A 26,372-nucleotide genomic window follows, 5' to 3' on the forward strand; every position below is an offset into this window, starting at 1 on the left:
AATCCGCCTCCGAACCCCCAGGAGGCGCGATGCTGAAGCTCTACGGATTCTCGAAGGTCAACCAGGGCGCGCACGGCAAGACGCGCGACCTGCGCGTGCTGTGGGCACTGGAAGAGATGCAGCTGCCCTTCGAGATCGTGGGGCTCGACCATCCGGCGAAGGATCTGAACTCGGACGCCTACCGCCGCCTCAGCCCGTTCGAACAGATCCCCGCGATCGACGACGACGGCGTGGTGCTGACGGAGTCGGGGGCCATCCTGGTCTACCTCGCACGGAAGACTGGCAAGCTGATGCCGAAGGACCTGACCGGCGAAGCCCAGGTGACGCGCTGGTGCTTCGCCGCCTTGAACTCGCTCGAACTGCCGCTCATGAGCCTGAACATGATCGACTGGGTAGAGCAGGACGGTGGCTGCGCCAAGTACCGTGCTTTCGTGCGGCATTGGGCCGAGATGCGGCTGCCGCAGCTCGATCGCTGGCTGCAAGGGCGCGAATGGGTGGCCACGGAGAGCTTCACCGTCGCCGACATCCTGATGGCGCACGTGCTCTCGGGGATCCAGGACGACGCCCTGCTCGCGCCGCATGCGCAGGTCAAGGCGTATCGGGACAAGTGCTTTGCGCGGCCGGCGTGGAAGCGCGTGATGGCCGATTACCAGGCGCGGGTCGAGGCGGCTTGAGCATGGCGTAGCGCTGGCTACTGCATCCGGCGCGATAACTCGCTCCCGCGCTCGCGCAGGAACACCCGCAGGCGCACGTCGTAGTCCGCCACTGCCGCCGCGCGCACCGACGGGCGCTGCGCGAGCGCTGCCCGCCAGGCCCGCACGCGCGGCGTGCGCGTGAACACGCTCGCCTCGCCCAGCGCCTCGAAGGTGTCGAAGTAGCGGAACACCGGCGCGAACACCGCGTCGACGATGCAGACGCCCGCGCCGGCGAAGAACGGGCCCTCCGGGTGGAGCGCCTGTTCCAGCTGCGCGAACCGCGCCTCCAGAAGCTCGCGTTGCGCCTGCAGGGCCGGGGCATCCGGCGCCGTGTAGTAGGCCCAGATGGTGTTGAGCACCGAGGAGCCGAACTCCATCCATCCGCGGTGGCGGGCGCGCAGCAGCGCATCGTCCGGATGCAGCCGCGGCGCGAGAGTTTCGTCGAGGTACTCGCAGATGACCGCCGATTCGAACACCGGTTCGCCACCGGCCAGCAGCACCGGCGTCTTGCCCAGGGGCGAGATGGCGTTGAACCAGTCGGGCTTCGCGGCCAGGTCGACCCAGCGGCGCTCGAAGGGGACGCCCTTTTCGTGCAGCACGATGGCGGCGCGCTGCACGTAGGGGCAGAGCGCGTGGCTGACCAGGGTGAGGTCCATGGCCACGTCAAGCCTTCAGCAGGCCTTCGGCACGCAGCGCCGCCTGCACTTGGGGCCGGGCACGCACGCGCTCCATCCACCCCGTGAGGTTCGGGAACGCCGCCAGGCTCATGCCCACCATGGGCGCCCAGCTCAGGATGGTGAAGGCATAGGCGTCCGCCACGGTGAAGCCGTCGCCGGCCAGCCACTCGCGGCCGGCCAGCTGCGCCTCCACGTCCGCGAACCGCGCGGCCAGCTTCTCCTTGACGGCCTTGCGGGTGGAGTCGGCCGTCTCCTTGTGGAACAGCCACGGGCTGAACGACTTGTGCAGTTCGCTCGAGACGAAGGTGAGCCACTGCTGCACCAGGAAGCGGTCGCGGCTGCCCGCGGGCGGGAGCAGGCCGGACGCGGGCGCCAGGTCGGCGACGTACTGCAGCAGCGCGGCAACTTCGGTATGGCGGCTGTCGTCGTCCAACTCCAGCACCGGCACGTAGCCGCGCGGGTTGATGGCGCGAAAGTCCGCGCCGTGTTCGGTGCGCGCGGCGACGGTGTCGACCTTCACGTAGTCGGCGGCGATGCCGGCTTCGCGCAGCGCGATGTGCACGGCCAACGAGCAGTAGGCGGGGGAGTAATAGAGCTTCATGGGACCTCTCGTGAAATGGGGATGAACAGAAGGGAAGCGAACTGTAGGATTGCGAGGACGCAACGAAAATAGGCGCCAATGAAAACGTCCATTGCACGGCCGCAATACGACCTGACCGCCGCCGACCTGGCCGTGGTGCTGGCCCTGGTGCGGGGCCGCACCTTGTCCGAGGCGGCGCAGCGCAGCGGCAGCGACCCGTCGACGGTGTTCCGCGCGCTCCAGCGTCTGGAGAAGTCGCTCGGCCAGCGCCTCTTCGAGCGCACCCGCCAGGGCTACCTGCCGACCGAAGCCGCCGGCGAGGTGGCGCGTCATGCCGAACGCATCGAGGCCGAACTGGAGGCGGCGCGCGCCGCCGCCACGGGAACCACCGCGCAGGCGAGCGGCCGCGTGCGGCTGACTACGACCGACTCGGTGCTGCGCGGGCTGGTGCTGCCGGCCCTGCCTGCGCTGGCGCGCGCGCATCCGCTGTTGCAGCTGGAGCTGCACGCGGGCAACCAGCTGATGAGCCTTTCGCGCCGCGACGCCGACCTGGCGCTGCGTGCCACGCCGCGCCCGCCGAACCACCTGGTGGGGCGCGAGCTGGGCCGGATTCGTTTCGCGGTGATGGGACTGCGGGGCCAGCGCGCCAAGCCTCTCGATGCGCTGGACTGGATCGCGCCCGACGAAGCCATGCCCGATCACCCGTCGGTACGCTGGCGCCGCAAGCACTTGCCGAAGCTCGCGCCGCGCCATTTGGTGGACGGCATCGGCGGCGTGGTCGACGCGATCCACGCCGGACTCGGCGTGGGCGTGCTGCCGCTGTTCATGCTGCAGGCGGAACCGCGGCTGAAAGCGTTGTCAGCGCCGCTAGAAGATTGCGAATCGACGCTGTGGCTGCTGGCGCATCCGGAGTCGCGGCATTTGCGGCGCATCGCCACGGTCTACCAGCACTTGGCGGATGGGATTCGGCTGCCTGCGGGATGAGGCCTGGCATGCGCGTCGGGTCCGCGCGGGCCGACTGACCTTTGCCTCGGATCAGGCCACCCCGCCGCCTTTTCGCACCCCAACCCTCCAGGCCTTGCAGCGTCGGTAAATGACCGCTTCAGACCGATCTCGGTCACTCATCATCGAGCTTGAGCGGCAGTTCCCGGGCACAAGCGGCCCTGGCGGCTGTCCCGATTGAGGATGCGCCTCCACAAGGCCTTCACCTAAGATCCTTCGCAAGAAGATGGAGGAGGTTCATGACAGGATCGAATCAGGCATTCTTTGCGCGATTGAGGGTGGAAGATCCTCGCCGCATTCGAGAGTTTCGGCAAAGACTTGTTTCACTGAAGTGGGACCCGGCGAACGCGCTCGCCTCACTGAAGGAATTGTTTGACGCTGTTGATCAGTTGGCAGACGCCGAGGTTCACTACTACTACCGGAGGCGGGGTACGCGTGCATGGATCTCAGGATTTGCGCGTGTCGCTGCATGGCTGCTGGGGTCCATTGGCCTCTTGCTTCCGCTCCTGGCAGGAACGGCGGCGCCTCAGTTCAAGGAGCTCGGTCAATACGGGTACGTGTTTCTGGCAGGGGCGGCTAGCTGTTTAGCCGCGAATGCGCTCTTCGGAGGTACGTCTGGACATGTGCGATTTGTCTCTACGCAACTGGAATTGGAGCGACTGGTCACAAAGGCGCGGATAGACTGGTGCGCGTTTCTGGCCGAGGCGGAGATAGGGGCAGTCGACACCAAGACCGGATTCGCGCAAGTTCAGTTGTATGCCACTGCGCTCCACACCGCGACGATTGCTGAAACTGGTCGCTGGAGCGAGAGCTCCCTGGCAGAACTTGCGAAGTACGAAAGTTCGGTGCAGGCCGGACGCAGTTCCAAGTCCGCCTGAGTTGTTTGTCTCATCACCACTGCCATTTCTCGAATTGCTTACGCGGGCTCCGATTCCGGTTTGTCGCGCTCGGGCAACGTACCTCTGATTGGCCGATGAAACGATCGAACGCTCGTGCTACACATCGATATCGGACACGAGCCGCAGTGGCTGGTCTTGGAACTACGACATGCCACGTTCTTTTCTATCTTTTCTTTTTTGCGTGTGTGCGTTGGCTTGGAGTCACGCCAGGGCGGATTCGATTGCTTCCGCAATCTACAAGGTGGTACCGCAATCGCGCGACACCTTCATCCTTGGCAACGGTGAACAATTCACCCCCTTCCTGGCTTTCGACTTGACGCACGAACCCGTCACTTTGCAGTGCGAGAGCACGCGTCAGTACAACATTTACGCCTACAGCACCGAACAAGGGGCGATCGGAGTCGCCATTTGCACCAAGGGCGCTCCACGTCTGCGCCGCTTGATCGAGGAAGCACGCTCGCACAACAAGGCCCATCCGCAACCAAGTGGAAGACAGGCAACCAGCTTCGAGGACGTGCGGTTCGAGATCGAAACCGAGCGCACCGACGCGAATTCCACCTATTACTACATTCCGGCGTTCCTGGCAGGGCACGGCTTGGTGCCGGTGCCCACGGGCATTCTCGTTCGCCCAACGGGAGCCGTGATCGTGCAGCTATCCTCCCACCCACTTTGCACCGGTTCAGCCCGCCCACCTCACGTGCTGTGCGCGGACAAGAAGCGCAGGCTACAGGAAATCGCGATGAATGTGGTTGAGAGCGGCCTTCGGTGAAATCAAGCCGAGAGAAGATCGCCCGGGCAGCGCGCGGCACACTGGCCGTCGTTCTCGTGACAATTTGGCTCGAAGGCTGCGAGCGGCTGCAATCTACCGAGGCGCGAAAATTTGAGCGTACCTCCAGCGCGCCGGCGCTAAAGCGGCCAGTGAAGCGGATCGCTCTCGAAAAGTTGGTATTGGGCAAGAACCAGCAGGAGGTGGTTCAACTGATTGGGCGTCCCGATCGGACTTCAGAAAACCAATGGTTCTACTACGAGATGTCTATCGATGATGTGACTCGGAAGCCTTACGTGGTGACCCTGGTGGTTTTCAACAACGGCAAGGTAAGTCGGATCCTCTTTTCCTAGCCGCCATAAGCACACGAAAATGCCCTCGAACAATGAGAAGGCAAGTGAGGTACAGCATGGCCGTTGAAGATGCGGGTGAAGATTTCGAGCAATCCAAACTCCACAGCGACAAGGCTCGATTTGTGCGGCCTGCCAAACCGCTCGAAGGGCCCCGATGTTGATGCACGGCTTGATGTACGTTTCCATCGAAGCATCCGATCGCCTGAGGTGGAAAGACATGCTGCGCGTGATGCGCTACTACTGGGTAGGAGTGGCTGTCCTCGTCCTGGCCGTCCCCGACGGCGGCTCGTCGCTGCGCGGCGCGGTCACATGTGTGGTGCGCCATCTGCCAACAGTAAATCGCGCCGCAGCAGCCTCATTCGACCCCGGGTTCATCGAAGTGTTTGTGGTTGCTTGCCTCATCTGGAGCTGTGTGCTCATGGCTTCAAGTATCGTCGCAGTTCGAGGCGGCAGCCATATGCGGTTTGATTCGATCGGCGCCAAGGCAGTCATGGTCGCACTCACAATGCTGATGTGGGTTGTGACATGGCTAACTTTGCGCTTCGGGCCTACGGAAATCTCATTGTCGGGAGGGCGGGCTGGAGCGTTCTTATATTTCGGCACGACTTCACGATTTGGCGCAGCTTCAATCCTCGCCGGCTTGTGGGGCTTCGCACAACTCTTCTTCTTCTTTGCGATGCGTCTGGTCATCGCTTCACCTTCGTCACTGCAGTCCAGCCCAGGACCGCGGACTTCGTGTCAGGAAGATTAATGCCGCTGTTCAGTCTCTGGCGATTACTTCCTCGTTTCGATCTCAGAGCTTAGGGAGCCAATCCATGCTGAATGATGCAAGGGGGCCGGAGCGCACCTGCAAGTTGGATCTCCTGCAGGTACCCGCGTTCCTTAAATGCGCAAGGCGGGCGCTCATAGGCGTCAGCGCAGCCGCCTTTGCACTGGTTTCGCCAGCTGTTTCCGATGTCGTCGCTTGCGACTTGTTTGACGAAGCCACGCTTTCGGCGCTGGCCGGTGGGGAGCTAAAAGCCAACGGCAGCCGCGCGAGACAGCCGTATAACGGGGCGACAATCAGCAGTTGCCAATTTTCGGCGCCAAGGAAGTTGGTGCGAGTCACGCTGATGGAATACCCGTCGGCGGCAGAAGCACGCAAGGAGTACGAAGTCAGCCGCCGGGACGCCGCACTGGTAAAGCGCGTGGACAACGTGGCGTTTCGTTTTTTAGTCCAGGACGAGCCGGGGATGGGGGACAGGGCCTACGCGTACCGCTTGGAGAGCGAGCAGTCGGGCGTTTTCGTACTGAAGGGAAACCGGCTCTTCGACCTCAATTTCCACTTCTCCGACGCCGCCGCTGGCCAGCAAGCCTTTCCGCTTCTGCTGGAACGCGCACGGCCCGCAGTTCGGGCTGCGGTCCGCCGAATCTGAGCGAGGGCGGATGGCCTAGAACCACACAGCCGCAAGAAAGAGAATGAGCCTTGGCGATTCGTCGAGGTGAATACCAAGAACGTCATAGTCAGCTACAACGAAGCATGGGCCACCGGGGGCTGGCTGACACGGACCGTTGGGTTCTCAGAATCAAGCGTCCCGCTCCTGTTCCGCGGTTATTGTGCCCCCATAAGCGGCCTGCGACAGCGCAAGCCTTCGCACGGATCGGCATCGACTACTTAGAGCGTCCAAGTACCCCGAAATAGACCGGCAGTGATCGAGATCATTTTGAGCCGCACCCCTATGCTGAAGTGCTTGCGTCATGTGGCTGCAATGACGCTGTTCGTGCTGGCGGGCTGCTCGGACAAACCGTCCAATCTGCCGGTAAGTCATTGGAGACAGGACCCGGATGCATGCATCAGCAGGACGGCTGCGGCGATTGAAGCCTCCGGCCGACCTTGGCCCAACGAGGTAGTCGATTCTTCGCACCGCGTGCGCCAGTTTGACTTTTGGATCGGCGAACAACTTTACGTTTTGCCCGGTGAAACGCCGTTACGCGCGGATCACTTCGCGCCGTTGCACCATCCTTTGCGCTATTGGGTGGTTACCGGAAGTGCTTCCGCACTCTTGGGCGTAGCGCCACCTGCAGGGCCAGTGGGGCCGACCTTGTTTGGGCAGGTGAACTGCGACCTGAGCAAGCCAACCGCGGAATGGAAGGAACGGCGCGAGCCAGCCTTCGCGTCGCGCGATGAGGCGGTCGATTACTACCGGGAGCAGATGCTGGCCCGCCCCGACGCCCTATCTGACGTAGAGGTAAGGCGACGCGAGGACCTGAAAATGATTGAGCTGCGGGCTCGGGACGTGCGAAATCCGGGCGAATCCGTGGGCCTGTACTTCCCCTTCGATCGGGAGCTAAAGCAAACCATCGGCGCGAAGACGTTCTACAAGCCGATCCGCTGCCGGGCGGCTCACGAAGCGCAAGCACCAATGAAGCTTTATGCCACTTGTGTTCTGTGGATTTCCCTCGCCCCGGGCTTCTGGATTGAGTTTGAGATGTATCAACAGATGCTGCCATACATGGCTCCAGTTCACGACAAGCTACTAGCGACCTTGGTTCGCGCAAGGACCAACTGAGCATGCCCACATTCCAGGGCGCCATGTTCGCGTGCGGCCAGAACCAGTCGCCCCCTTCAAGTTCGCAGCACCCATCCGTCGTCGCCCAACTGCAACAGCGGGCTATCAAACACCCCCACCACCCTCCCCTTCCTCTCCTCCCCCAACGCATCCTCCCACCTCCGCCCCTGCTTCATCGCCACCCCCGCCCCGACCACATCCGTCCCCAGCTCCTCCAGCAGATCCCACGCAGCCCTTAACGTCGTCCCGGTACTCACCGCATCATCCACCAGCACCACCCGCCGCCCCTTCAACAGCGGCAGCAGGTTCGGATCGAGGTAGATCCGCTTGCCCGCCACCGGCGACGTGATGGACTGCACCGGCGCCGAAAGCGCCTCGTCGTACCAGAACTTGCGCGAGTACCCCATGGGCAGGTAGCGCGCATGCCCCAGCGCCTTCGCCACCGGCGCGGCCAGCGACAGGCCCAGCGTCGGCAAGCCCACCAGCACGTCCGGCTTCAGCCTGTCGGCGAGCGCGCGCGCCAACATGCCGGCCAGCGCGTCGGCCACGTCCAGCGCAGCCTGGTTCAGGATCAGCGATGCCACCGCATGCGTGGGCTCGCTCGCCAGCGCGCGAATCGGCAGCACCAGCACGCGCCCATCGGGCAGCTGCGCCGGGTAGCCGTATTGCCACGGCGGCTCCGGGGATGGCGCGCGGTCGGCGGGCAGCAGTTCCTGCCAGTACGCCGTGGTGGCTTCGGTGAAAGGGGCATTGGGCATCGAAAGATCTCTCAGGCAACTTGCCGGCGCGGATCGGGAATGGGCGTCGCCGCCAGCAGCTGACGCGTGTACGCGTGCTGCGGATCGTCGAACAGCGCATCCGCCGTCGCCGACTCCACCACGCGTCCGCCGGTCATCACGATCACGCGGTCGGCCAGCGCGCGCACCACGCCCAGGTCGTGCGTGATGAACACCAGCGCCAGCCCGCGCTCGCGCTGCAGGCCGGCCAGCAGGCGCAGGATCTGCGCGCGGATCGAGACATCCAGGGCCGACACCGGTTCGTCCGCCACGATCACGCGCGGCTGCGAGGCCAGCGCCCGCGCGATGCCCACGCGCTGCCGCTGCCCGCCCGAGAGTTCGTGCGGCAGGCGATGGCGGAACTGCGCCGCGGGCAGGCCCACCTGCTCCAGCAGCGCGTCTGCCTCCGGTGCGGCCGCAGGGCCCGAGAGGTCGCGGTTGTAGCGCAGCGGGACGGCCACGCTGTCGGCGATCGTGTAGCGCGGGTTCAGCGAGCCGCCGGTGTCCTGGAACACCACCTGCACTTCGCGCCGGTAACGCCGCCAGTCCTCGCCCTGCAGCGAGCGGAGGTCGCGGCCTTCGTAACAAACCTCGCCGGTGGTGGGCGGCGTGAGGCCGAGGAGCATGCGGCCCAGCGTTGTCTTGCCGCTGCCGCTTTCGCCGACCACGGCGAGCACCTCGCCGGGGTTCAGCTGCACGCTCACGCCGTCGACTGCGGCTTGCAGGGTGCGGCGGCGCAGGAGGCCGCCGCTGCCGCGGACGGGGAAGAGGCGGGAGACGTTCACGGCTTCGAGCAGCGGGGCGGTGCTCATGGCGACGGCTCCGAGGGGGCGGCGGGGGATGGATCCCGGGTCGAGCCCGGGATGACAAGGCTGGGAGGCTCGGCCGACTCCCAGGCCCGCAAGGCAAACGGCTCGCCGCCGAAGTGGCAGCGATCCTCCCCACCCAGGCGGTGCACCAGCGGCGGCTCCACCGTGTCGCACAGACCGGGCCGCGCGATCGGGCAGCGCGGATGGAAGCGGCAGCCGGTGGGCCAGCGGCCAGCGGCCGGCACGCCGCCGGGGATCGAGAACAGCGCATGGGCGCGCGACGCCGGGCTCAGCATGCTGCCCAGGAGGCCTTGCGTGTAAGGATGCACCGGCTGCTCGAACAAGGGCAGCACCGGCCGGTGTTCGACGATCTCGCCGCCGTACATCACGTTCACCTGCTGGCAGGTTTCGGCCACCACGCCCAGGTCGTGCGTGATCAGCAGGATGCCCAGCTGCAACTCGCGCCGCAGCCGCACCAACAGCTTGAGGATGCCGGACTGCACCGTGACGTCGAGCGCGGTCGTCGGCTCGTCGGCGATCAGCAGTGCCGGCTGCAGCGCCAATGCCGCGGCGATCAGCACGCGCTGGCGCATGCCGCCGCTCAACTCGTGCGGATACTGCTTCGCCACCTGCGCGGCGCGCGGCAGCTCCATGAGGTCCAGCAGTTCGAGCACGCGCGCCTGCAGGCCCTCGGTGCGGCCGTGGGCGCGCAGCGGCTCGGCGATCTGCCGGCCGATGGGCACCAGCGGGTCGAGGTAGCTGGTCGGGTCCTGGAACACCATGCCGACGCGCGCACCGCGCACCCGGCGCAGCGCCTCGCCGTCCAGCGCCGTCAGGTCCTCGCCTTCCAGCAGCACCTGGCCGCCGGCCACGCGCGCCTGCGGCGTGGGGAAGAGGCGCATCACGGCAAAGGCCGTCATCGACTTGCCCGAGCCGGACTCGCCCACCAGCGCCACGGCCTCGCCGCGCTGCACGGTGAGCGAAACGTCACGCACCACGCGCACGGCGGACGCGCCCTCGCCGATGTCGACCGACAGCTTGCGCAGTTCCAGCAGCGTTTGTACGGATGCGTTCATCGCTCGCGCCTCTTCGGGTTCAAGGCATCGTTCAGCGCGTCGCCCAGCAGGTTGAACGACAGCACCGTGAGCGCGATCGCCAGCCCCGGAAAGGCCGACATCCACCAGGCATCGCGCAGGTACTGCTGCGCGTCGTTGAGCATCGCGCCCCAGGACACGCGGTTGGGGTCGCCGAGGCCGAAGAACGAGAGGCTCGCTTCCATCAGGATCGCCATGGCGACGTCGAGCGAAGCCAGCACGATGATGGGCGCCGCCGCGTTGGGCAGGATCTGCCGCGCCAGCAGCGCCGCGTGGCCCATGCCGCCGACCCGCGCCGCGTCGACGAACTGCGCCGAGCGCAGCGTCGCCACGCTGGCCCGCACCACGCGCGCGAGCTGCGGCCAGGCCAGCAGCGCGATCACCAGGATCATCTTCGGCAGGCTCGCGCCGAACAGCGCCACCACGATCAGCGCCACCACGAAGCGCGGCAGGGTCTGGAAGAACTCGGCCACGCGCATCAGCAGCGTGTCGACCCAGCCGCCGCAGTAGCCGGCCAGCGCGCCGATGGCGACGCCCACGCACACGGCGACGAAGGCACTCGCGAGGCCCACCAGCAGCGAGACGCGGCTGCCATCGAGCGTGCGCGAGAGGATGTCGCGCCCCAGTTCGTCGGTGCCCAGCAGGTAGCCGGTGGTGAGCGGCGGCCGCAGCGCGTCCTGTCCACCCGACAAGGGATCGTGCGGGCTGATCCACGGCGCCAGCAATGCGCACAGCACCAGCAGCACGAGATAGGCGAGCGCGAGCCGCGCGCTCCAATGGCGCAAGAGCCGGCTCATGCGCGCTCCACCCGCGGGTCCAGCCAGCGATGCAGCACGTCGGTGAGCAGGTTGGCCACCACCACCGTGGCCGACACCATCAGCAGGATCGCCAGCATCACCGGGTAGTCGCGCTTGGAGATCGACTCGAACAGCAGCCGGCCGATGCCCGGCCAGGCGAACACCGTCTCGATGAGCGCCGAGCCGGCCAGAACGAAGCCCACGTTGTAGCCGATCACCGTGAGCACCGGCGCCGCCGCATTGCGCAGCGCGTGGCCGACGATCACCGTCCACTCGCCGGCGCCGCGGGCGCGCGAGGCCAGCACGTAGTCGGCGTGCAGCACTTCCAGCATCGATGCGCGGGTGATGCGCGTGATCAGCGTCAGGTAGCGCAGCGACAGCGCGAAGGCCGGCAGCACCAGGTAGCGCAGGTGGGTGACGAAACCGTCCCAGCCGGGGGCCGCGCCGCGGATCGGGTTGTTGCCCTGCGATGGCAGCCAGCCCAGGCCGATGGCGAAGCCGAGGATCAGCAGCTGCCCCAGCCAGAAGTCGGGCACCGAGTAGCCGATGGAGCTCGCGGCCTGGATGCCGCCATCCAGCGGCTTGCCGGCGCGCATCGCGGCGAGCACGCCGAGCGCGATGCCCACCACGCTCGCGAACAGCAGCGCGGTGAGCGTGAGCTCCAGCGTCGCGCCCAGGCGCGACACGATCAGTTCGGCCACCGGCTGCTGCGCGGCAAACGAGTAGCCGAAGTCGCCGTGCAGCACCTTCAGCAGGTAGTGCCCTAGCTGTACCCACACCGGTTGGTCCAGGCCGTACTCGCGCCGCATCTGCGCCAGGTATTCCGGCGGCGCCGGGAAGTCGCCCACCAGCAAGGTGATGGGGTCGCCGGGCGTGAAGGCGATCAGCAGGAAGTTGAGCACCACCACCGCCAGCAGCAGCGGCAGCGCGTGCAGCACGCGGCGCAGGACGAAGGCGAGCATGAAGGCCCGCTCAGCCCATCTTCACGCCGGCCCACTGGTCGCGCGCGTCCAGGGCCGGGAACACGTTCTGCAGTTTCAGGCTGGCGGTGTCCACCGTCTCCTCGTCGAACAGCACCAGGCTGGGCAGGTCCTCGTTCAGGATCGCCTGCAGCTCGCGGTAGGCCTTGGCGCGCGCGCCGCGGTCGGCCAGCGTGGCGGCCTGCGCCAGCAGCTCGTCGACCTTGGCGTTGGAGTAGCCGCTGGCGTTGGTGTTCGGCGCGGTGCCGGTGTAGGTGTTGTACAGGCGCGTGTAGCCGATGGCGGGGTCGCCGGCGGAGAAGTAAGAGCCCAGCGTGATGTCGAACTCGCGCTTGGCGAACACGCGGTCGTAATAAACCGAGCGCTCCAGCGGCTGCAGGCTCACCTCCAGCCCGATGGCGCGCAGGTTCTCCTGGATGATCTGCGCCTGGCCGCGCATCTGCGCCCGCGCCACGTCGAAGGGCATGCGCAGCGTCACCGTGTTGGGCTTGATGCCGGCCTTGGCCAGCAGCGCCTTGGCCTTCGCGGGGTCGAAGGGATACTTCTTCGCGTAGCTGGCTTCCTCGTTCAGCAGCCACTTGAAGCCGTCGCCGAAGGCGCCGTAGCCCGGGCGGGCGATGCCGTTCATCACCTGCTTCACCAGGCGCGGCCGGTCGATGGCGAGCGCCAGCGCATGCCGCACGTCCTTGTTCGCGAACAGCGGCGCGCGCGTGTTGAACATCATGAAGTAGATGGCCGGGATGTTCACGCCGCGGCGCGCGTACAGCTTCTTGTCGGCCAGGATGCGCGGCACCTCGGGCTTGGGGGTGTAGAAGTCCAGCAGCTCGTCGACTTCGCCGGCCTGCAGCGCCGGCACGCGGTTGGCCGCCTGCGGGATCACCTGGAAGATGATCGATTCGAGATAAGGCTTGCCCGCGTCCCAGTACTGTTCGTTGCGCACCAGCGTGATGCTGGTGCCGCGCTTCCATTCGCCGAAGCGGAAGGGGCCGGTGCCCACCGGGCGCTGGTTGGCGGGGTTGCTCACCACGGCCGTGCCTTCGTAGATGTGGCGCGGCAGGATGGGCGCGTCGAACACCGTCATCTGCGAGAGGAAAGGCGCATACGGCTTCTGCAGCCGCACCACCACCGTGCCGGCGTCGGGCGTGTCGACTTCCACGCCCTGGCTCTTGAAGACCGGCGCCGCACGCGGGTGCAGCTTGCCGACGATCTCCATCAGGCTGTAGCGCACGTCGGCACTGGTGAACTCCTTGCCGTCGTGCCACTTGACGCCGCGGCGCAGGGTGAAGCGATAGGTCTTGCCGTCGGGCGACACCGTCCAGGCGGTGGCCAGCGCGGGTTGCGGGTTGTAGTCCTTGTCGAGCCAGACCAGGCCTTCGAGGATCTTGGCGGAGACGTCGCCGGCCGCGAAGTCGCTGGTGGTGCCGAGGTTGAGCGTGGGCGGGTCGGCGTCGATCGCCAGCACCGCCGTGCCTTTGCCGCCCGCCGCCCACAGGGAAGGAGCGCCCAGGCCGCCCGCCACGGCAAGTGCCAGGCTGGCGGCCTGGCGGCGATTGAGGGTGGGGATGGCGGCTGGGGTCGGGGTGCGGATCGGCATAGTGGAAAATGTAAAGCACATGCCGTACCTACCCATCCACCCGGGCATCGCCGCCACGCGCGACGAGATGGTCGCCCTGCGCCGCCAGATCCACGCCGAGCCCGAACTGGGCTACGAGGAACACGCCACCTCCGAGCGGGTGGCCGAGCGCCTGGCGCGCTGGGGCTACACGGTGCACCGCGGCCTCGGGGGCACCGGCGTGGTCGGGCAACTGCGGGTGGGCGACGGCGGCAAGCGCCTGGGCCTGCGCGCCGACATGGACGCGCTGCCCATGACCGAGACCACCGGCCTGCCGTGGGCGAGCCGCACGCCGGGCCGCATGCATGCCTGCGGCCACGACGGCCACACGGCCACGCTGCTGGCCGCGGCGCAGCTGCTGGCCGTGACGCGCGGCTTCAGCGGCACGCTGAACCTGATCTTCCAGCCGGCCGAGGAAGGCCTGCTGGGCGCCAAGAAGATGGTGGACGAGGGCTTGTTCGAGCGCTTCCCCTGCGACAACGTCTACGCCTTCCACAACGAACCCGGCTTCGCGGCGCAGCGCTTCGGCTTCCTGGCCGGGCCGATCTACAGCTCCTCCGACACCGCGGTGATCACCATCGAGGGCAAAGGCGGCCACGGCGCCATGCCGCACACCACGGTGGACCCGATCGTGGTGTCCGCGCACCTGATCCTGGCGCTGCAGACGCTGGTGTCGCGCGAGGTCGATCCGAACGAGATGGCGGTCGTGACCGTGGGCGCAATGACCGCGGGCCGCGCGCCCAACGTGATTCCCTCCAGCGCCGAACTGAAGCTCACGGTGCGCGCGCGCCGGCCCGAAGTGCGCGCCTTCCTGCGCGACCGCATCACCGCGATGGCGCAGGCCCAGGCCGCCGTGCATGGCGCGACGGCCAAGGTGGATTACCAGTGGAAGTCGCCGCCCTGCATCAACGATGCCGCAGCCACGGAGTTCGCACGCAAGGTGGCGGTGGAGACGATGGGCGAGGATGCGCTGATCCCCGACATGGCGCCGCTGCAGGCCAGCGACGACTTCGCCTTCATGCTGAATGCGGTGCCGGGCTGCTACCTCGTGGTCGGCAACGGCAACGGCAAGCCGGGCGAAGGGCCGGGCTGCATGGTGCACAACACCGGCTACGACTTCAACGACGACCTGCTGCCCACCACGGCGAGCTACTGGGTGTCGCTGGTGCAGGCTTACTTGCGCTGAGCGCGCTTGAACATCGCCCGCAGCTGGTCGTAGAAGCGCTGGGCGACGGGCGTCAGCCGCCGGCCTTCGAGCGTCAGCAGCCCTACCTCGCGCGTCGCATCGACGTCCGAGAGCTTGACCGCCACCAACGTCGGATGGTCCTTCGCCACTGCCAGCGCAGGCACGATCCCTACGCCCAGCCCCGCCTCGACCATCGCCAGCAGCGTGGCCACGTGCGCAACCTCCAGCCACGGCTGCGGCGGATGGCCGCGCACCGAGAAGTACTCGTCGAGAACCTGCCGGTTGCGGCTGGTGCGCGCGACGGCCAGCCATGATTCGTCGCTCACGTCGGCCACCTTGACCGCACGCCTGCGCGCCAGCGGATGGTCGCGCCGCAGCACCAGCACGTAAGGGTCGCGCCAGAGCGGCTCGAAGGCCAGCGGTGCGTCCGCCGTGCCGTGGAAGCCGAAGGCGAAATCGGCTTCGCCCGTCACGACTGCGGCCGCGACATCGGCCATGCCCTCGTCGATGACCCGGATGCGCACGTTGGGCATCTTTTCGCAGAAGGCCTGGATGGCGCGCGGCATGAAGGAAGTCGCGACGCTGGGCACGCAGGCGACGCTGACCCGCCCCGCATGGCGCGCCGAGATCTCGTTGATGCCCAGCACGGCCGACTCCAGGTCGTCCAGCGCCGCGCGGGCCCGTTCGAGGAACGCTTCGCCGACGCGGGTCAGGCGCACGTCGCGCGTGCTGCGCGTGAAGAGGCGCACGGCGAGGATCTCTTCCAGCTTGGCAACCCGCCGTCCCAGCGCGGGCGACGAAAGATGCAGGTCCTTGGCCGCGGCACGGAAGCTTCCCTTGTCGGCCACGGCGACAAAGGCCTGCAGCTGCTGCAGATCGAAATTGATGCGTTTCACGCAACCAGTGTATTGAAATTTGCGCTTGATGCAGCAGTGCGCCGGGCCGAAGATCCGCTTCCCGATCCCGCCCATCCCTCCCGCCATGTCCCGTTCCAAGCTCAAGCATTTCGTCGCTGCCGCCGCCCTCCTGGCTTCCGGCCTCGCGCTCGCCGACCCGCTGGTCGTCGCCTCTTCCGGCGGCTTCGCTGCCGCCTACAAGGAACTCGTGAAGCAGTGGCAGCGCGAGCCCGGCCGCGAGGTGAACTCGGTGTGGGGCCCGTCGATGGGCCAGACGGCCAACGCCATTCCGCAACGGCTCGCGCGCAGCGAGCCGCTCGACGTGGTGATCATGGTGGGCGACGCGCTGGACAAGCTGATGGCGTCCGGCCAGCTCGTGCCGGGCAGCAAGGTCGTGCTCGCCGACTCGACCATCGCCTGCGCGGTTCCGCAAGGCAACCCGCGCCCCGCCATCGACACCGTGGCCGGGCTGAAGGCCGCGCTGCTGGCCGCGCGTTCGGTCGCCTGGTCCGACAGCGCCAGCGGTGAATACATCGAGCGCGAGATGCTCGACAAGCTCGGCGTCGCCGAGCAGGTGCGCCCCAAGGGCCGCAAGATTCCGGCCACGCCGGTGGGCGAGATCATCGCCCAGCGCGAGGCCGACTTCGGCTGCCAGCAGCGCAGCGAGTTGCTGCCGGTCAAGGGCATCGACATCGTCGGCGACCTGCCGCCTGAGGTGCAGTACGTCACCCAGTTCTCCGCCGCCGTCGTTGCCAAGAGCGCCCACAAGGAGGAAGCGCAGCGCTTCCTGCAGTTCCTCTCCGCGCCGCAGAACGCCGGCGTGATCCGCGACACCGGCCTGGTGCCGAAGTCGTCCTCCCGCTAATGCGCTTTCCCGAAAGAATCCCGATGAAATTCCTGCTTCGCGCCACGCTGGCCGCGTCGATGCTTGCCCTGGCCGCGACCGGCCACGCCGACACCTGGCCCTCCAAGCCGATCCACTTCGTCGTGCCCTTCGGCCCGGGCGGCGCCAACGACCTGGTGGCGCGCTACGTGGCCGAGGCCGCCTCGCGCGAACTGGGCCAGCCGATCATCGTCGACAACAAGCCAGGCGCGGGCTCCGTGCTCGGCGCGGAGATCGTCGCGCGCTCGGCGCCCGACGGCTACACCTTCCTCGCGCCCGCCGCCGGGGTGATCACCAACGCGATGATCAAGAAGTCCATGCCGTACAAGGAGGACGACCTGGTGCCCGTGGTCTTCATGGCCGTGAGCCCTTCGGTGATCGTGGTGCCGCCCGACTCGCCCATCAAGGACCTGAAGGACCTGGTGGCGCAGTCGAAGAAGGGCAAGGGCCTGACCTTCTCGACCGCCGGCACCGGCAGCACGCCGCACTTCGTCGCCGCGATGCTGCAGCACAAGGGCGGCGCCAAGCTGGACGTCATTCCCTACAAGAGCGGCTCCGAAGGCGTGATGGCGGTGATCGGCAAGCAGGTGGAAGCGACCTCCGAAGGCAGCCCGGTCGTGCTGCCGCAGGTCAAGGGCGGCAAGCTGCGCGCGATCGCCAGCACCTGGAACCGCCGCGTGGCCGCGCTGCAGGACGTGCCCACGGCGCAGGAGCAGGGCTTCCCTGACCTGGTCATCGGTCACTGGTCGGGCTTGTTCGCCCCCAAGGGAACGCCCGACGAGATCCTGGAGAAGATGAACGCCGCCGTGAACAAGGCGCTCAAGTCGGCGGAACTGCGCGCGAAGCTGATTCCGCAAGGCATCGATCCGCAGGGCGGCAGCCGCGAGGACTTCCGCAAGTTCCTGGCGAGCGAGAAGGCCAGGCTGGGCCCCGTGGCCAAGGCCGCGCAGATGCAGGCGGACTGATCGACAGGCCTAGCCGGCCTGAGGCGGCCGGCGCGCGAGCCAGTCGGGGGCCGGCGTCTCGTTGCTGTCCCGGAAAGCGCTCGCCTGCTCCGCCTCGATCGGGCGGATCTCGAAGGCCAGGCCGCATGCCAGACAAGGGTTGTCCGCGGCGATGCGGGCCGCCTCGTCGAGGCTGCCGGCCCGCACGAACCAATAGCCGCCGATCACTTCCTTGGCTTCGGTGAAAGGCCCGTCGGTGATGCCGGAGCGCGTGACGAGCTTCGCTGCCTTCGCCAGCCGCTGCCCCGACCTGAACTTGCCTTCCGTGACGAGCCGCGCGTGCCACGCATAGAACGCGTCGATGACCGCCTGGATTTCCGCAGGAGACCGGGCGGCGTCCCACTGTCCGCGCGAGAGCAGCAGGTATTCGTTCATGGAGGCAGTCGCCTTCAGCCCTTGCGGGCCGCCTCGATCTTCGCGATGTCGATCTTTCCCATCTCCATCATGGCTTCGAAGGCGCGCTTCGCCGCGGCCGGGTCCGGATCGGTGATGGCCGCCGTGAGCGCCCGCGGCGTGATCTGCCACGACAGGCCCCACTTGTCCTTGCACCAGCCGCACGCGCTCTCCTGCCCGCCGTTGCCCACGATCGCTTTCCAGAGGCGATCGGTTTCCGCCTGGTCGTCCGTCGCCACCTGGAACGAGAAGGCCTCGTGTGCTGGAAGGCCGGCCCGCCGTTCAGCCCGAGGCAGGGAATGCCCATGACGGTGAACTCGACGGTGAGCACGTCGCCTTGCTTGCCGGAGGGAAAGTCACCGGGCGCGCGATGCACGGCGCCCACGGAGCTGTCGGGAAAGGTCTTCGCGTAGAACTGCGCGGCTTCGAGTGCGTCGCGGTTGTACCAGAGGCAGATCGTGTTCTTGCTCGTCATTGGCTTGCTCCAGGGTTGTGGGCGGCCGCCCGCCCCTCATGACGACGAAGCAGGTCCGGCCGAATCGACACGGACCGCCAGGTATTTTCTTGCCCGTCAGGGCATCACGCCGCCGGGGCCGCCTTGCGCCTGGCCTTCCACGCACCGAACAGCACCAGCACCCCGGGCACCAGGATCATCGCCCAGATGATCTTCTCCAGGTTCGCCTTCACCCAGGGGATGCTGCCGAAGAAGTAACCCGCGGTGACGATGCCGCCGACCCAGAGGATGCCGCCCGTCACGTCGTACAGCGTGAACTTGCTGCGCGTCATGCGCGCCACGCCGGCCACGAAGGGCGCGAAGGTGCGCAGGAAGGGCATGAAGCGCGCCAGCACGATGGTGATGCCGCCGTACTTCTCGTAGAAGGCATGGGCCTGCTCGAAGGCGCGCTTGTTGAAGAAGCGCGAGTTCTCCCACTGGAACACCCGCGGCCCGAAGTAGTGGCCGATGGTGTAGTTGCTCTGGTTGCCCAGGATGGCCGCGGCGATCAGGAGGCCCACGGCCACGGGATAGCTCATGAGGCCGACGCCGCACATCGCGCCCACCACGAACAGCAGCGAGTCGCCCGGCAGGAAGGGCATCACCACGACGCCCGTCTCGACGAAGATGATCAGGAACAGCAGCGCGTAGACCCAGTTGCCGTAGTTGGCGACGAAAGTCTCGAGGTAGCGGTCGACATGCAGGATGAAGTCGCCGAGCAGCATCAGGTGTTCCATGGGCGGCGATTATCCCTGCCCGCCGGCGTACAGACGTTGCGCGTGCACGCCCAGGCCTGCCGCCACGCTGGCATGGCGGTCGCCGTGGATCGCCTTGGCGCCGGGGGCTGCCGCGGCAATGCGCTCCACCAGCGGCTCGAAGCCGGTGGAGCCGCCGGTGAAATAGAGCACGTCCACCTGCTGCGGCCGCACGCCGGCCGCGCGCAGCGTCTCGCCGGCCGCATCGACGATGCGCTGCAGCTCGGTGTCCAGCGCCTGCACCGCCTGCGCTTCGTCGAGGCTCGAGGCAAGGCCGGACTCGAGCCGGCCCAGGTCGATGCGGGTCGCGCCGCCGGAAGCCACCGCGATCTTGGCCGCCTCGGCCTGCCCCAGCAGCGCATGCCCGAGGTGATCCTCCACCACCGTCATCAGCCGCTGGTGCTGCCACGGGTCGCCGTAGAAGGACTTCATCTGCCGCAGTTCGTGCACGCGCGGCGCGCTGTACACCGTGTTGATCAGGTGCCAGGTGGCGAGGTCGAAGTAGACCTTGCTCGGCACCTCGCGCGGCGGCGCGCCGCCCGGGCGCTGCGGGCCCAGGCCCTTGTAGCCGCAGGCCGGCAGGATGGCGGCCAGTTCGACCTGGCGGTCGAAGTCGGTGCCGGCCACGTGCACGCCGTGGTTGGCCAGGATGTCGGCCTTGCGGTCCAGGCGCTTGCGCCGCTCGGGGCCCACGCGCACCAGCGAGAAGTCGGAGGTGCCGCCGCCGATGTCGGCCACCAGCACCAGCTCCTCTTTCGTCGCCGTGTTCTCGTAGTCGAGGGCGGCCGCGATCGGCTCGTACTGGAAGCTGATCTCGCTGAAGCCCACGCGCCGCGCCGCTTCCTCCAGCGCCTGCTGCGCCTGCGCGTCGCGCTCGGGCTCGTCATCGACGAAGAACACCGGGCGGCCCAGCACCGCGCGCTGCAGGGGCGCGCCCGCCGACGCCTCGGCCAGCTTCTTCAGGTGACCGAGGTAGCCGGCCACCACGTCGAGGTAGGCCACCATGTGGCCGCTGCCGACTTCGGTCTGCTGCCCTGCCAAGGTCGAGCCGAGCACGCTCTTCATCGAGCGCATCAGCCGGCCTTCGTGGCCTTCGACGTAGGCGGCCAGCGCCTCGCGCCCGTACAGGCGCAAGGGCTCCTGGTGCGCAGCGCGCCCTTCCACCTGGTAGAAGACCGCGGTGGGCATGGTGCGCTGGCCCATTTCGACGTCGACGAGCTCCATGTGGGCGCCGCCGGGCGAGACGGCAATGGCGGAGTTGGAGGTGCCGAAATCGATGGCGCAGAAGGGGGTGGCGGGCTTGCGTGGGGTCATGGGCGGGGGCGGGATTGTAACGGCCCCGGATCTCTAGAATGGGCGCCAGATGAACGCCGTGCTCTCCTCGCCCCAACGCCGCCCGATCCGCGAACTGCCCGACGAGCTGGTGAGCCAGATCGCCGCCGGCGAAGTGGTCGAGCGCCCGGCCTCGGTGGTGCGCGAGCTGGTCGACAACGCGCTGGACGCCGGCGCCTCCCAGGTCACGGTGCGGCTGCTGGCCGGCGGCGTGCGCCTGATCTGCGTGGAAGACGACGGCGGCGGCATCGCCCGCGAGGAACTGCCGCTGGCGCTGAAGCGCCACGCCACCAGCAAGATCGGCTCGCTGGCCGACCTGGAGTCGGTGGCGACCATGGGTTTCCGCGGTGAGGCGCTGGCTGCGATCGCGTCCGTGTCGGAGCTCAGCCTGCTGTCGCGCCGGCCGGAACAGGCCACCGCCTTCCTGCTCGATGCCGGCAGCGGCGAGCTGCGACCGGCCGCGCGCAACACCGGCACCACGGTGGAAGTGAAGGAGCTGTTCTTCAGCACGCCGGCGCGCCGCAAGTTCCTGAAGACGGACGCCACCGAACTCGCGCATTGCCTGGAGGCCGTGCGCCGCCATGCGCTGGCGCGGCCGGACGTCGGCTTCACCGTCTGGCACGAAGGCAAGTTGGTGGAGCAGTGGCGCGCGGGTTCGCGCGAGCAGCGCCTGGCCGACGTGCTGGGCGACGAGTTCATCGAACAGAGCGTCGCGGTCGACGTGGTGGCCGGGCCGCTGCGCATCACCGGCCGCGCCGGCATTCCCGATGCGGCGCGGTCACGCGCCGACTGGCAGTTCGCCTATGTCAACGGGCGCTACGTGCGCGACAAGGTCATCACGCACGGCGCCCGCAGCGCCTACGAAGATCTTCTGCACGGCAACCGGCAGCCGGTCTATGCGCTGTACGTCGAGATCGCGCCGGAGCGGGTCGACGTGAACGTGCATCCGACCAAGATCGAAGTGCGCTTCCGGGATAGCCGCGAGGTGCACCAGGCGGTGCGGCGGGCGGTGGAGTCGGCGCTGTCGGCGCCGCGCGCGGCGCTGGTGCCGACGGCGCCCGTGCAGCAGGAGATTGCGCCTGCGGCGCCGGCGTTCCAGGGCTGGCGGCAGTCGGGGATGGGCTTGGGGAACGTGGTGTCCGATGTGGGGCTGCTCTGGGATGGTGGGGTCGCTGCGCGAACCCACCCTACGGAACCCGCGTTCGTAGGCCGTGGTGAGCGCGAAGCCGCACCGCGGCTCCCCGAAGGCGACTGGCCCCTGGGCCGCGCCATCGCCCAACTGCAGGGCATCTACATCCTCGCCGAAAACGCCCAGGGCCTGGTCGTGGTCGACATGCACGCGGCACACGAACGCATCGTCTACGAGCGCCTGAAGACGCAGATGGACGCGCAGGCCATCCGCAGCCAGCCGCTGCTGATCCCCGCCACCTTCGCCGCCACGCCGGCCGAAGTGGCAACGGCCGAAGCCTGCGAAGCCACGCTGGAAGCGCTGGGCCTCTCGATCACGCCCTTCTCGCCCAAGACCCTGGCCGTGCGCGCCGTGCCCGCGGCCCTGGCCAATGGCGACGCGGTGGAACTCGCCCGCAGCGTGCTGGCGGAACTGGCCCAGCACGACGCCAGCAGCGTCGTCGAGCGCGCCCGCAACGAACTGCTCGGCACCATGGCTTGCCACGGCGCCGTGCGCGCCAACCGCAAGCTCACGCTGGAGGAGATGAACGCCCTGCTGCGCCAGATGGAGGAGACCGAGCGCTCCGACCAGTGCAACCACGGCCGCCCCACCTGGCGCCAGCTCACGGTGCGCGAGCTGGACGCCCTCTTCCTGCGCGGCCGTTGAACTTGTAGCCGGCCCGCCGACTCAACCTCAGCCATGAAGCGCCGTTACCTGCTTGCCGCCGCCGCCGTGCTGGCTGCCGCCCTTAGCGTGGGCTGTTCCACCCTCGACGAACGCCAGCGTGCCTGGATCTTCCAGCCCAGCGACCGCGCCTGGGGCGGCAGCGCCGACCTGGCGCGCGACATGCTGGACGTCTGGATTCCCTTCCAGTCGAAGGTGACGAACGAGCCGGCCAAGCTGCACGGCCTGTGGCTGCCGGCCGAACGCGGGGTGGCGAAGGCGCCGGTCTTGCTGTACCTGCACGGCGCGCGCTGGAACGTCGAAGGCTCGGCGCCGCGCATCAAGCGCATGCAGCAGCTCGGCTTCTCGGTGCTGGCCATCGACTACCGCGGCTTCGGCAAGAGCAGCCCCGGCCTGCCTTCGGAAGACATGGCCTACGAAGATGCCCGCGTCGCCTGGGACTGGCTGGCCGCGCAGCATCGGGACCGCCCGCGCTACGTCTTCGGGCACTCCCTGGGCGGGGCGATCGCGATCGACCTCGCCTCGAAGGTCGAGGACGAGCAAGGCGTGATCGTCGAAGGCACGTTCACCTCGATCGCCGACGTGGCCAGTTCGATGAAATGGGGTTGGTTGCCGGTCGGCCCGCTGATCACGCAGCGTTTCGAATCGGTGCGCAAGGTCGGGCAGCTGCATTCGCCGCTGCTGGTGGTGCATGGTGCGGAGGACAGCCTGATCCGCAGCGACCTCGGCCGGCGGCTGTACGAAGCCGCAAGCGGCCGCAAGCAGTTCCTGCTGGTCGAAGGCGGCTCGCACCACAGCACGATGGCGGTCGGGCAGGCGCAGTACCGCGCCGCGCTGGCGCAGTTCTTCCGCCTGGCCGAGTCGAATTAGCGCGCAGGGTCGGGCCCTGCACGACCCTTCACCCGCCGTGCTGGTTGGGGTCGTCCGCCTGGGGGTGGGAGGATTGGCCCTCCTGCTGCCCGCTGTCCGAGGAGGACATGGGCCTTCCGGTCGCCGCCTTGCGGAAACCAAGCTTGTTCAATTCGCGTTCCAGCAACTGCTTTCGGACCTCCATCGGAAGCGTTTCCGATGACCAGGTTCCCGATAGTCCGTCGTCTGGTTCGCTGCCAGATCTGATTGCACTCATATGCACATAGTGGGCGCTGGCCCGGCTTTTTACTGTCAGGGCTGGCTTGAGACGCCTGTAAGAACGGTCCGACAGCCCCCTCACGGGCCGGAGTTCTCGCGCGCGGAGAGGTCGCCGCACCAGGCGATGAAACGTTCGGTTTCGCTCTTGTCGAAGACTTCGTCGGCGCCCAGGTCGATGCAGTGCTGGCGCACGCCGGGCGTGGCATAGCTGCTGAACACAGCAATGGCGCCGCCGTTGGGGTCTCCCTTGCAGCGACGGATGACGTTCATGCCCGCGCCCTGGTCGAGGACCAGGTCGACGATGGCCAGGTCCCAGCCACCCTTGTGTTCTTCCAGCCAGAGGTTGGCCTCGGCCTCCGTGCTGGCCGCGGCCACCACGCGAAAGCCGCCCATCGATGCGAAGAGGTCCGTCAACAGCCCGCGCATCCGCTGGATGTCTTCCACGAGGAACACCCGCATTTCCACAACTGTCTCCAAAATAATGCACTCCTGACAAGCGATTCTCGTTCTTGCGCGGATCCACCGGGGGTCGCTGAAACCAAATGCGTACTGCCTGTGCGGCAGCCAGCGCGGCAGTGGCTCTGCTAACCTCGACCGATGCCTGCCGCCCTGCCCGCGACCATCGCGCTTGCCGGCCCGACCGCCTCGGGCAAGACGGCGGCCGCGCTGCGCCTGGCGCAGGCGCTAGCCGCGGAAATCATCAGCGTCGATTCGGCGCTGGTCTACCGCGGCATGGACATCGGCACCGCCAAGCCGAGCGCACAGGAGCAGGCCCTGGTGCCGCACCACCTGCTGGACATCCGCGATCCGGCGCAAGCCTATAGCGCCGCGGAGTTTGCCACCGATGCGCAGCGGCTGGTCGCGCAGATCCGCGCGCGCGGCCGGCGCGTGCTGCTGGTGGGCGGCACCATGCTGTACTTCAAGGCCTTGTTCGAAGGGCTCTCCGCGCTGCCCGCGGCCGATGCCGAAGTGCGCGAAGCGATTTCGAACGAGGCCACCACCGCGGGTTGGCCGGCCATGCACGCGCAACTGGCGCAGGTCGACGCAGCCACGGCGGCGCGGCTCGCGCCCAACGACGCCCAGCGCATCCAGCGCGCGCTGGAAGTGTTCCGGGTGAGCGGCATGCCAATGTCGCAATGGCATGCGCAGGCCGAAGCCGCCACGCCGGAGTTCAAGCCCGACCTGTTCCTGTCGCTCGAGCCGGCCGACCGCGGCTGGCTGCACGAACGCATCGCGCAGCGCTTCGATGCGATGCTGGCGGCCGGCTTTCTCGACGAGGTGCGGGCCTTGCGCGCACGCGGCGACCTGCATCCGGGCCTGCCCAGCATCCGCTGCGTGGGTTACCGGCAGGCGTGGGAGGCGCTGGACAGCGGCGAGCCGCTGGCCTCTTTGCGCGAGCGCGGCATCGCCGCCACGCGCCAGCTGGCCAAGCGCCAGCTCACCTGGCTGCGCGGCATGGAGCAGCGCCGCGTGATCGCCTGCGACGCGCCGGACGCCCTGCAGCAGGTGCTGGCCGCCGCCGGAGTCCCCGCATGATGCTGGTGGTCAACGGCCTGGCCAAGCGCTATGGCGAAAGCACCGTGTTCCGCAACGTCTCGCTGGCCGTGGCGGCCGGCGAGTTCGTCGCCATCGTCGGCGAGTCGGGCGTGGGCAAGTCGACCCTGCTCAATTGCATGGCGGGCCTGGACACCTGGCAGGAAGGCACGATCCGCGTGGGCGGCACCGACCTGGGCACGCTGGACGACGAGCGCCGCGCGCTGCTGCGGCGCGCGCAGTTGGGCTTCGTGTTCCAGGCCTTCCACGTGCTGCCGCACCTGGACGTCGCGCAGAACGTCGGCCTGCCGCTGCTGTTGCTGCAGCGGCCCGATGCGGCGCGGGTCGAGGCGATGCTGGACGCGGTCGGGCTGGCCGGGCTGGGTGCGCGGCTGCCGCAGGAGTTGAGCGGTGGGCAGTTGCAGCGCGTAGCGATCGCGCGCGCCCTGGTGCATCAACCCCAGCTGCTGCTGGCCGACGAACCGACCGGCAACCTGGATCCGACGACCGCTGCGCGGGTGATGCAGGTGCTGCGCGACCAGGCGCGCGCGACCGGGGCGGCGCTGGTGCTGGTCACGCATTCGGAAGCCGCTGCGGGGCTGGCGGACCGGGTGCTGCATCTGCGCAGCGACGGGATCGGTTGATCCCCGTCCGGGATCAGCCCGGCGCCTGCAGCCCCAGCTTCGCCGCCAGCGCCGCCGTCGGCAGCGACCCTTCGATGCTCACCAGCTCGCCCGTCTGCGCGTTCTTGCCGACGATGGTCGGGATGCTGCCGAAGCCGAACTTGGTCATCAGCTGCGTGTTGCGCGCGATGGCCTGCTTCTGGGCGTCGCCCCCGGCGGGCGGGATGCCGCCCTTCTTGTCGCGCATAGCCGCTTCGTGCGCCTCCATCGCCGCCACCGGATCGGCGGCCGCCAGGATGGCCGCGCCTTGCAGCGTGCTGTTGGCGTTGAGGATGCCGACCGGGATCCAGACGAAGCGCGCCTGCGACTTCAGCGGCTTGGCCGATTCCCACAGCGCCGCGCAATGCGGGCACTGGGCGTCGAAGAACACGTAGACGGTGCGCGCGCTCATCGTCGAGCCGACGTTGAAGCCCTGCGCTTCGGCCGTGATGGCCTCGATGGACACCGGCGTCGATGCAGCGGCGGCGGGAGCGGCACTGCCGGCGGCGGATTGCGAGGCGTCCTTGCAGCCGGCAAGCACCAGCGCACCGGCTACGGACGAGAGGAGGAAGAGGCGTTTGGTGTTCACGCCTCGATTCTAGGGTCAGCCACGACGCAGCGAAGCTAGCGCGGTTTTCCTACAGGGTGTGGGCGGCCGGCTCGCCA

At 67.9% G+C, this 26,372-nt stretch carries 29 protein-coding genes and 1 pseudogene; 15 read left to right on the forward strand and 15 right to left on the reverse strand.

The window, feature by feature from the left end:
* Positions 1-29: 29 nt before the first annotated feature.
* Positions 30-674 (forward strand): glutathione S-transferase family protein, encoded by a 645-nt coding sequence (locus tag LZ009_RS14145; RefSeq protein WP_275698592.1) that lies wholly within the window; start codon positions 30-32, stop codon positions 672-674.
* Between the two features lie 17 nt (positions 675-691).
* Here LZ009_RS14145 and LZ009_RS14150 read toward each other — a convergent pair whose 3' ends face one another.
* Both LZ009_RS14150 and gstA read right to left on the reverse strand, forming a co-directional pair.
* Positions 692-1,351, reverse strand: a complete 660-nt coding sequence (locus LZ009_RS14150) for a glutathione S-transferase family protein (protein ID WP_275698593.1) — start codon at positions 1,349-1,351, stop codon at positions 692-694.
* 7 nt (positions 1,352-1,358) lie between these two features.
* Positions 1,359-1,973 carry a glutathione transferase GstA gene (gstA, locus tag LZ009_RS14155; RefSeq protein WP_275698594.1) on the reverse strand — a complete coding sequence of 205 codons (615 nt, stop codon included), beginning with the start codon at positions 1,971-1,973 and terminating at the stop codon, positions 1,359-1,361.
* Between the two features lie 78 nt (positions 1,974-2,051).
* Here gstA and LZ009_RS14160 point away from each other — a divergent pair, with 78 nt between their 5' ends.
* From LZ009_RS14160 to LZ009_RS14190, 7 genes are all read left to right on the forward strand, one after another.
* Positions 2,052-2,936 (forward strand): LysR family transcriptional regulator, encoded by an 885-nt coding sequence (locus LZ009_RS14160; RefSeq protein ID WP_275698595.1) that lies wholly within the window; start codon positions 2,052-2,054, stop codon positions 2,934-2,936.
* A 257-nt stretch (positions 2,937-3,193) separates the two neighbouring features.
* Positions 3,194-3,832, forward strand: a complete 639-nt coding sequence (locus LZ009_RS14165; protein WP_275698596.1) for an SLATT domain-containing protein — start codon at positions 3,194-3,196, stop codon at positions 3,830-3,832.
* A gap of 88 nt (positions 3,833-3,920) precedes the next feature.
* Positions 3,921-4,622, forward strand: coding sequence for a hypothetical protein (locus LZ009_RS14170; RefSeq protein ID WP_275698597.1), 702 nt, complete (start codon positions 3,921-3,923; stop codon positions 4,620-4,622).
* Complete coding sequence (locus LZ009_RS14175; protein WP_275698598.1) at positions 4,619-4,972, forward strand: hypothetical protein; 354 nt, start codon at positions 4,619-4,621, stop codon at positions 4,970-4,972. The genes LZ009_RS14170 and LZ009_RS14175 overlap by 4 nt, the downstream gene beginning before the upstream one ends.
* A 154-nt stretch (positions 4,973-5,126) precedes the next feature.
* Positions 5,127-5,723, forward strand: a complete 597-nt coding sequence (locus LZ009_RS14180; protein WP_275698599.1) for a hypothetical protein — start codon at positions 5,127-5,129, stop codon at positions 5,721-5,723.
* Between the two features lie 64 nt (positions 5,724-5,787).
* Positions 5,788-6,387 (forward strand): hypothetical protein, encoded by a 600-nt coding sequence (locus LZ009_RS14185; protein WP_275698600.1) that lies wholly within the window; start codon positions 5,788-5,790, stop codon positions 6,385-6,387.
* 273 nt (positions 6,388-6,660) lie between these two features.
* Complete coding sequence (locus tag LZ009_RS14190) at positions 6,661-7,521, forward strand: hypothetical protein (protein WP_275698601.1); 861 nt, start codon at positions 6,661-6,663, stop codon at positions 7,519-7,521.
* A 56-nt stretch (positions 7,522-7,577) separates the two neighbouring features.
* On the opposite strand, the gene LZ009_RS14195 is transcribed toward LZ009_RS14190, so the two are convergent.
* The 6 genes from LZ009_RS14195 to LZ009_RS14220 are packed head-to-tail and all read right to left on the reverse strand — an operon-like array spanning position 7,578 to position 13,571.
* Complete coding sequence (locus LZ009_RS14195; RefSeq protein ID WP_275698602.1) at positions 7,578-8,279, reverse strand: phosphoribosyltransferase; 702 nt, start codon at positions 8,277-8,279, stop codon at positions 7,578-7,580.
* A gap of 11 nt (positions 8,280-8,290) precedes the next feature.
* A complete protein-coding gene (locus tag LZ009_RS14200) occupies positions 8,291-9,109 on the reverse strand; it encodes an ATP-binding cassette domain-containing protein (protein WP_275698603.1) in 819 nt (272 codons plus the stop codon).
* Positions 9,106-10,182, reverse strand: coding sequence for an ABC transporter ATP-binding protein (locus LZ009_RS14205; protein WP_275698604.1), 1,077 nt, complete (start codon positions 10,180-10,182; stop codon positions 9,106-9,108). The genes LZ009_RS14200 and LZ009_RS14205 overlap by 4 nt, the downstream gene beginning before the upstream one ends.
* Entirely contained in the window at positions 10,179-10,997 is an 819-nt protein-coding gene (locus tag LZ009_RS14210) for an ABC transporter permease (protein ID WP_275698605.1), read from the reverse strand. Before LZ009_RS14210 ends, LZ009_RS14205 begins: the two co-directional genes overlap by 4 nt.
* Positions 10,994-11,959 carry an ABC transporter permease gene (locus LZ009_RS14215; protein ID WP_275698606.1) on the reverse strand — a complete coding sequence of 322 codons (966 nt, stop codon included), beginning with the start codon at positions 11,957-11,959 and terminating at the stop codon, positions 10,994-10,996. The genes LZ009_RS14210 and LZ009_RS14215 overlap by 4 nt, the downstream gene beginning before the upstream one ends.
* Positions 11,960-11,969: 10 nt before the next feature.
* The gene (locus LZ009_RS14220; RefSeq protein WP_275698607.1) at positions 11,970-13,571 is read right to left on the reverse strand and encodes an ABC transporter substrate-binding protein; all 1,602 of its coding nucleotides are present in this window, start codon (positions 13,569-13,571) and stop codon (positions 11,970-11,972) included.
* A gap of 19 nt (positions 13,572-13,590) precedes the next feature.
* On the opposite strand from LZ009_RS14220, the gene LZ009_RS14225 reads away from it, so the two are divergent.
* Entirely contained in the window at positions 13,591-14,775 is a 1,185-nt protein-coding gene (locus LZ009_RS14225) for a M20 aminoacylase family protein (protein ID WP_275698608.1), read from the forward strand.
* Here the strand turns inward: LZ009_RS14225 and LZ009_RS14230 are convergent.
* Positions 14,763-15,671, reverse strand: a complete 909-nt coding sequence (locus tag LZ009_RS14230; RefSeq protein ID WP_275698609.1) for a LysR family transcriptional regulator — start codon at positions 15,669-15,671, stop codon at positions 14,763-14,765. The genes LZ009_RS14225 and LZ009_RS14230 overlap by 13 nt on opposite strands.
* A gap of 85 nt (positions 15,672-15,756) precedes the next feature.
* Here LZ009_RS14230 and LZ009_RS14235 point away from each other — a divergent pair, with 85 nt between their 5' ends.
* Positions 15,757-16,536, forward strand: coding sequence for a substrate-binding domain-containing protein (locus LZ009_RS14235; RefSeq protein WP_275698610.1), 780 nt, complete (start codon positions 15,757-15,759; stop codon positions 16,534-16,536).
* Between the two features lie 23 nt (positions 16,537-16,559).
* A complete protein-coding gene (locus LZ009_RS14240) occupies positions 16,560-17,519 on the forward strand; it encodes a tripartite tricarboxylate transporter substrate binding protein (protein ID WP_430300364.1) in 960 nt (319 codons plus the stop codon).
* 9 nt (positions 17,520-17,528) lie between these two features.
* Here the strand turns inward: LZ009_RS14240 and LZ009_RS14245 are convergent, their stop codons facing one another.
* The 4 genes and pseudogenes from LZ009_RS14245 to LZ009_RS14260 all read right to left on the reverse strand — a co-directional run bounded on the left by LZ009_RS14245 (position 17,529) and on the right by LZ009_RS14260 (position 20,513).
* Positions 17,529-17,933: a YciI family protein gene (locus LZ009_RS14245; RefSeq protein ID WP_275698611.1), complete on the reverse strand. Its 405-nt coding sequence runs from the start codon at positions 17,931-17,933 to the stop codon at positions 17,529-17,531.
* A gap of 14 nt (positions 17,934-17,947) precedes the next feature.
* A pseudogene (locus tag LZ009_RS14250) lies at positions 17,948-18,426 on the reverse strand (VOC family protein).
* 104 nt (positions 18,427-18,530) lie between these two features.
* Positions 18,531-19,181 (reverse strand): VTT domain-containing protein, encoded by a 651-nt coding sequence (locus LZ009_RS14255; protein WP_275698612.1) that lies wholly within the window; start codon positions 19,179-19,181, stop codon positions 18,531-18,533.
* Positions 19,182-19,190: 9 nt separating this feature from the next.
* On the reverse strand, positions 19,191-20,513 hold the full coding sequence (locus LZ009_RS14260) for an Hsp70 family protein (protein WP_275698613.1): 1,323 nt from the start codon (positions 20,511-20,513) through the stop codon (positions 19,191-19,193).
* A gap of 49 nt (positions 20,514-20,562) precedes the next feature.
* Between LZ009_RS14260 and mutL the strand changes: the two genes are divergently transcribed.
* Both mutL and LZ009_RS14270 read left to right on the forward strand, forming a co-directional pair.
* Positions 20,563-22,365 carry a DNA mismatch repair endonuclease MutL gene (mutL, locus tag LZ009_RS14265; RefSeq protein ID WP_275698614.1) on the forward strand — a complete coding sequence of 601 codons (1,803 nt, stop codon included), beginning with the start codon at positions 20,563-20,565 and terminating at the stop codon, positions 22,363-22,365.
* Positions 22,366-22,398: 33 nt separating this feature from the next.
* Positions 22,399-23,253, forward strand: a complete 855-nt coding sequence (locus tag LZ009_RS14270) for an alpha/beta hydrolase (protein ID WP_275698615.1) — start codon at positions 22,399-22,401, stop codon at positions 23,251-23,253.
* A 336-nt stretch (positions 23,254-23,589) separates the two neighbouring features.
* Here LZ009_RS14270 and LZ009_RS14275 read toward each other — a convergent pair whose 3' ends face one another.
* The gene (locus tag LZ009_RS14275) at positions 23,590-23,970 is read right to left on the reverse strand and encodes a response regulator (RefSeq protein WP_275698616.1); all 381 of its coding nucleotides are present in this window, start codon (positions 23,968-23,970) and stop codon (positions 23,590-23,592) included.
* Positions 23,971-24,108: 138 nt separating this feature from the next.
* On the opposite strand from LZ009_RS14275, the gene miaA reads away from it, so the two are divergent.
* A complete protein-coding gene (gene miaA, locus LZ009_RS14280) occupies positions 24,109-25,047 on the forward strand; it encodes a tRNA (adenosine(37)-N6)-dimethylallyltransferase MiaA (protein WP_275698617.1) in 939 nt (312 codons plus the stop codon).
* On the forward strand, positions 25,047-25,688 hold the full coding sequence (locus LZ009_RS14285; protein ID WP_430300386.1) for an ABC transporter ATP-binding protein: 642 nt from the start codon (positions 25,047-25,049) through the stop codon (positions 25,686-25,688). Before miaA ends, LZ009_RS14285 begins: the two co-directional genes overlap by 1 nt.
* A 13-nt stretch (positions 25,689-25,701) precedes the next feature.
* On the opposite strand, the gene LZ009_RS14290 is transcribed toward LZ009_RS14285, so the two are convergent.
* Complete coding sequence (locus LZ009_RS14290; protein ID WP_275698619.1) at positions 25,702-26,295, reverse strand: thioredoxin fold domain-containing protein; 594 nt, start codon at positions 26,293-26,295, stop codon at positions 25,702-25,704.
* Between the last annotated feature and the right edge of the window lie 77 nt (positions 26,296-26,372).

This window comes from Ramlibacter paludis (genome assembly GCF_022012305.1).
Classification (GTDB): Bacteria; Pseudomonadota; Gammaproteobacteria; order Burkholderiales; family Burkholderiaceae_C; genus Ramlibacter; species Ramlibacter paludis.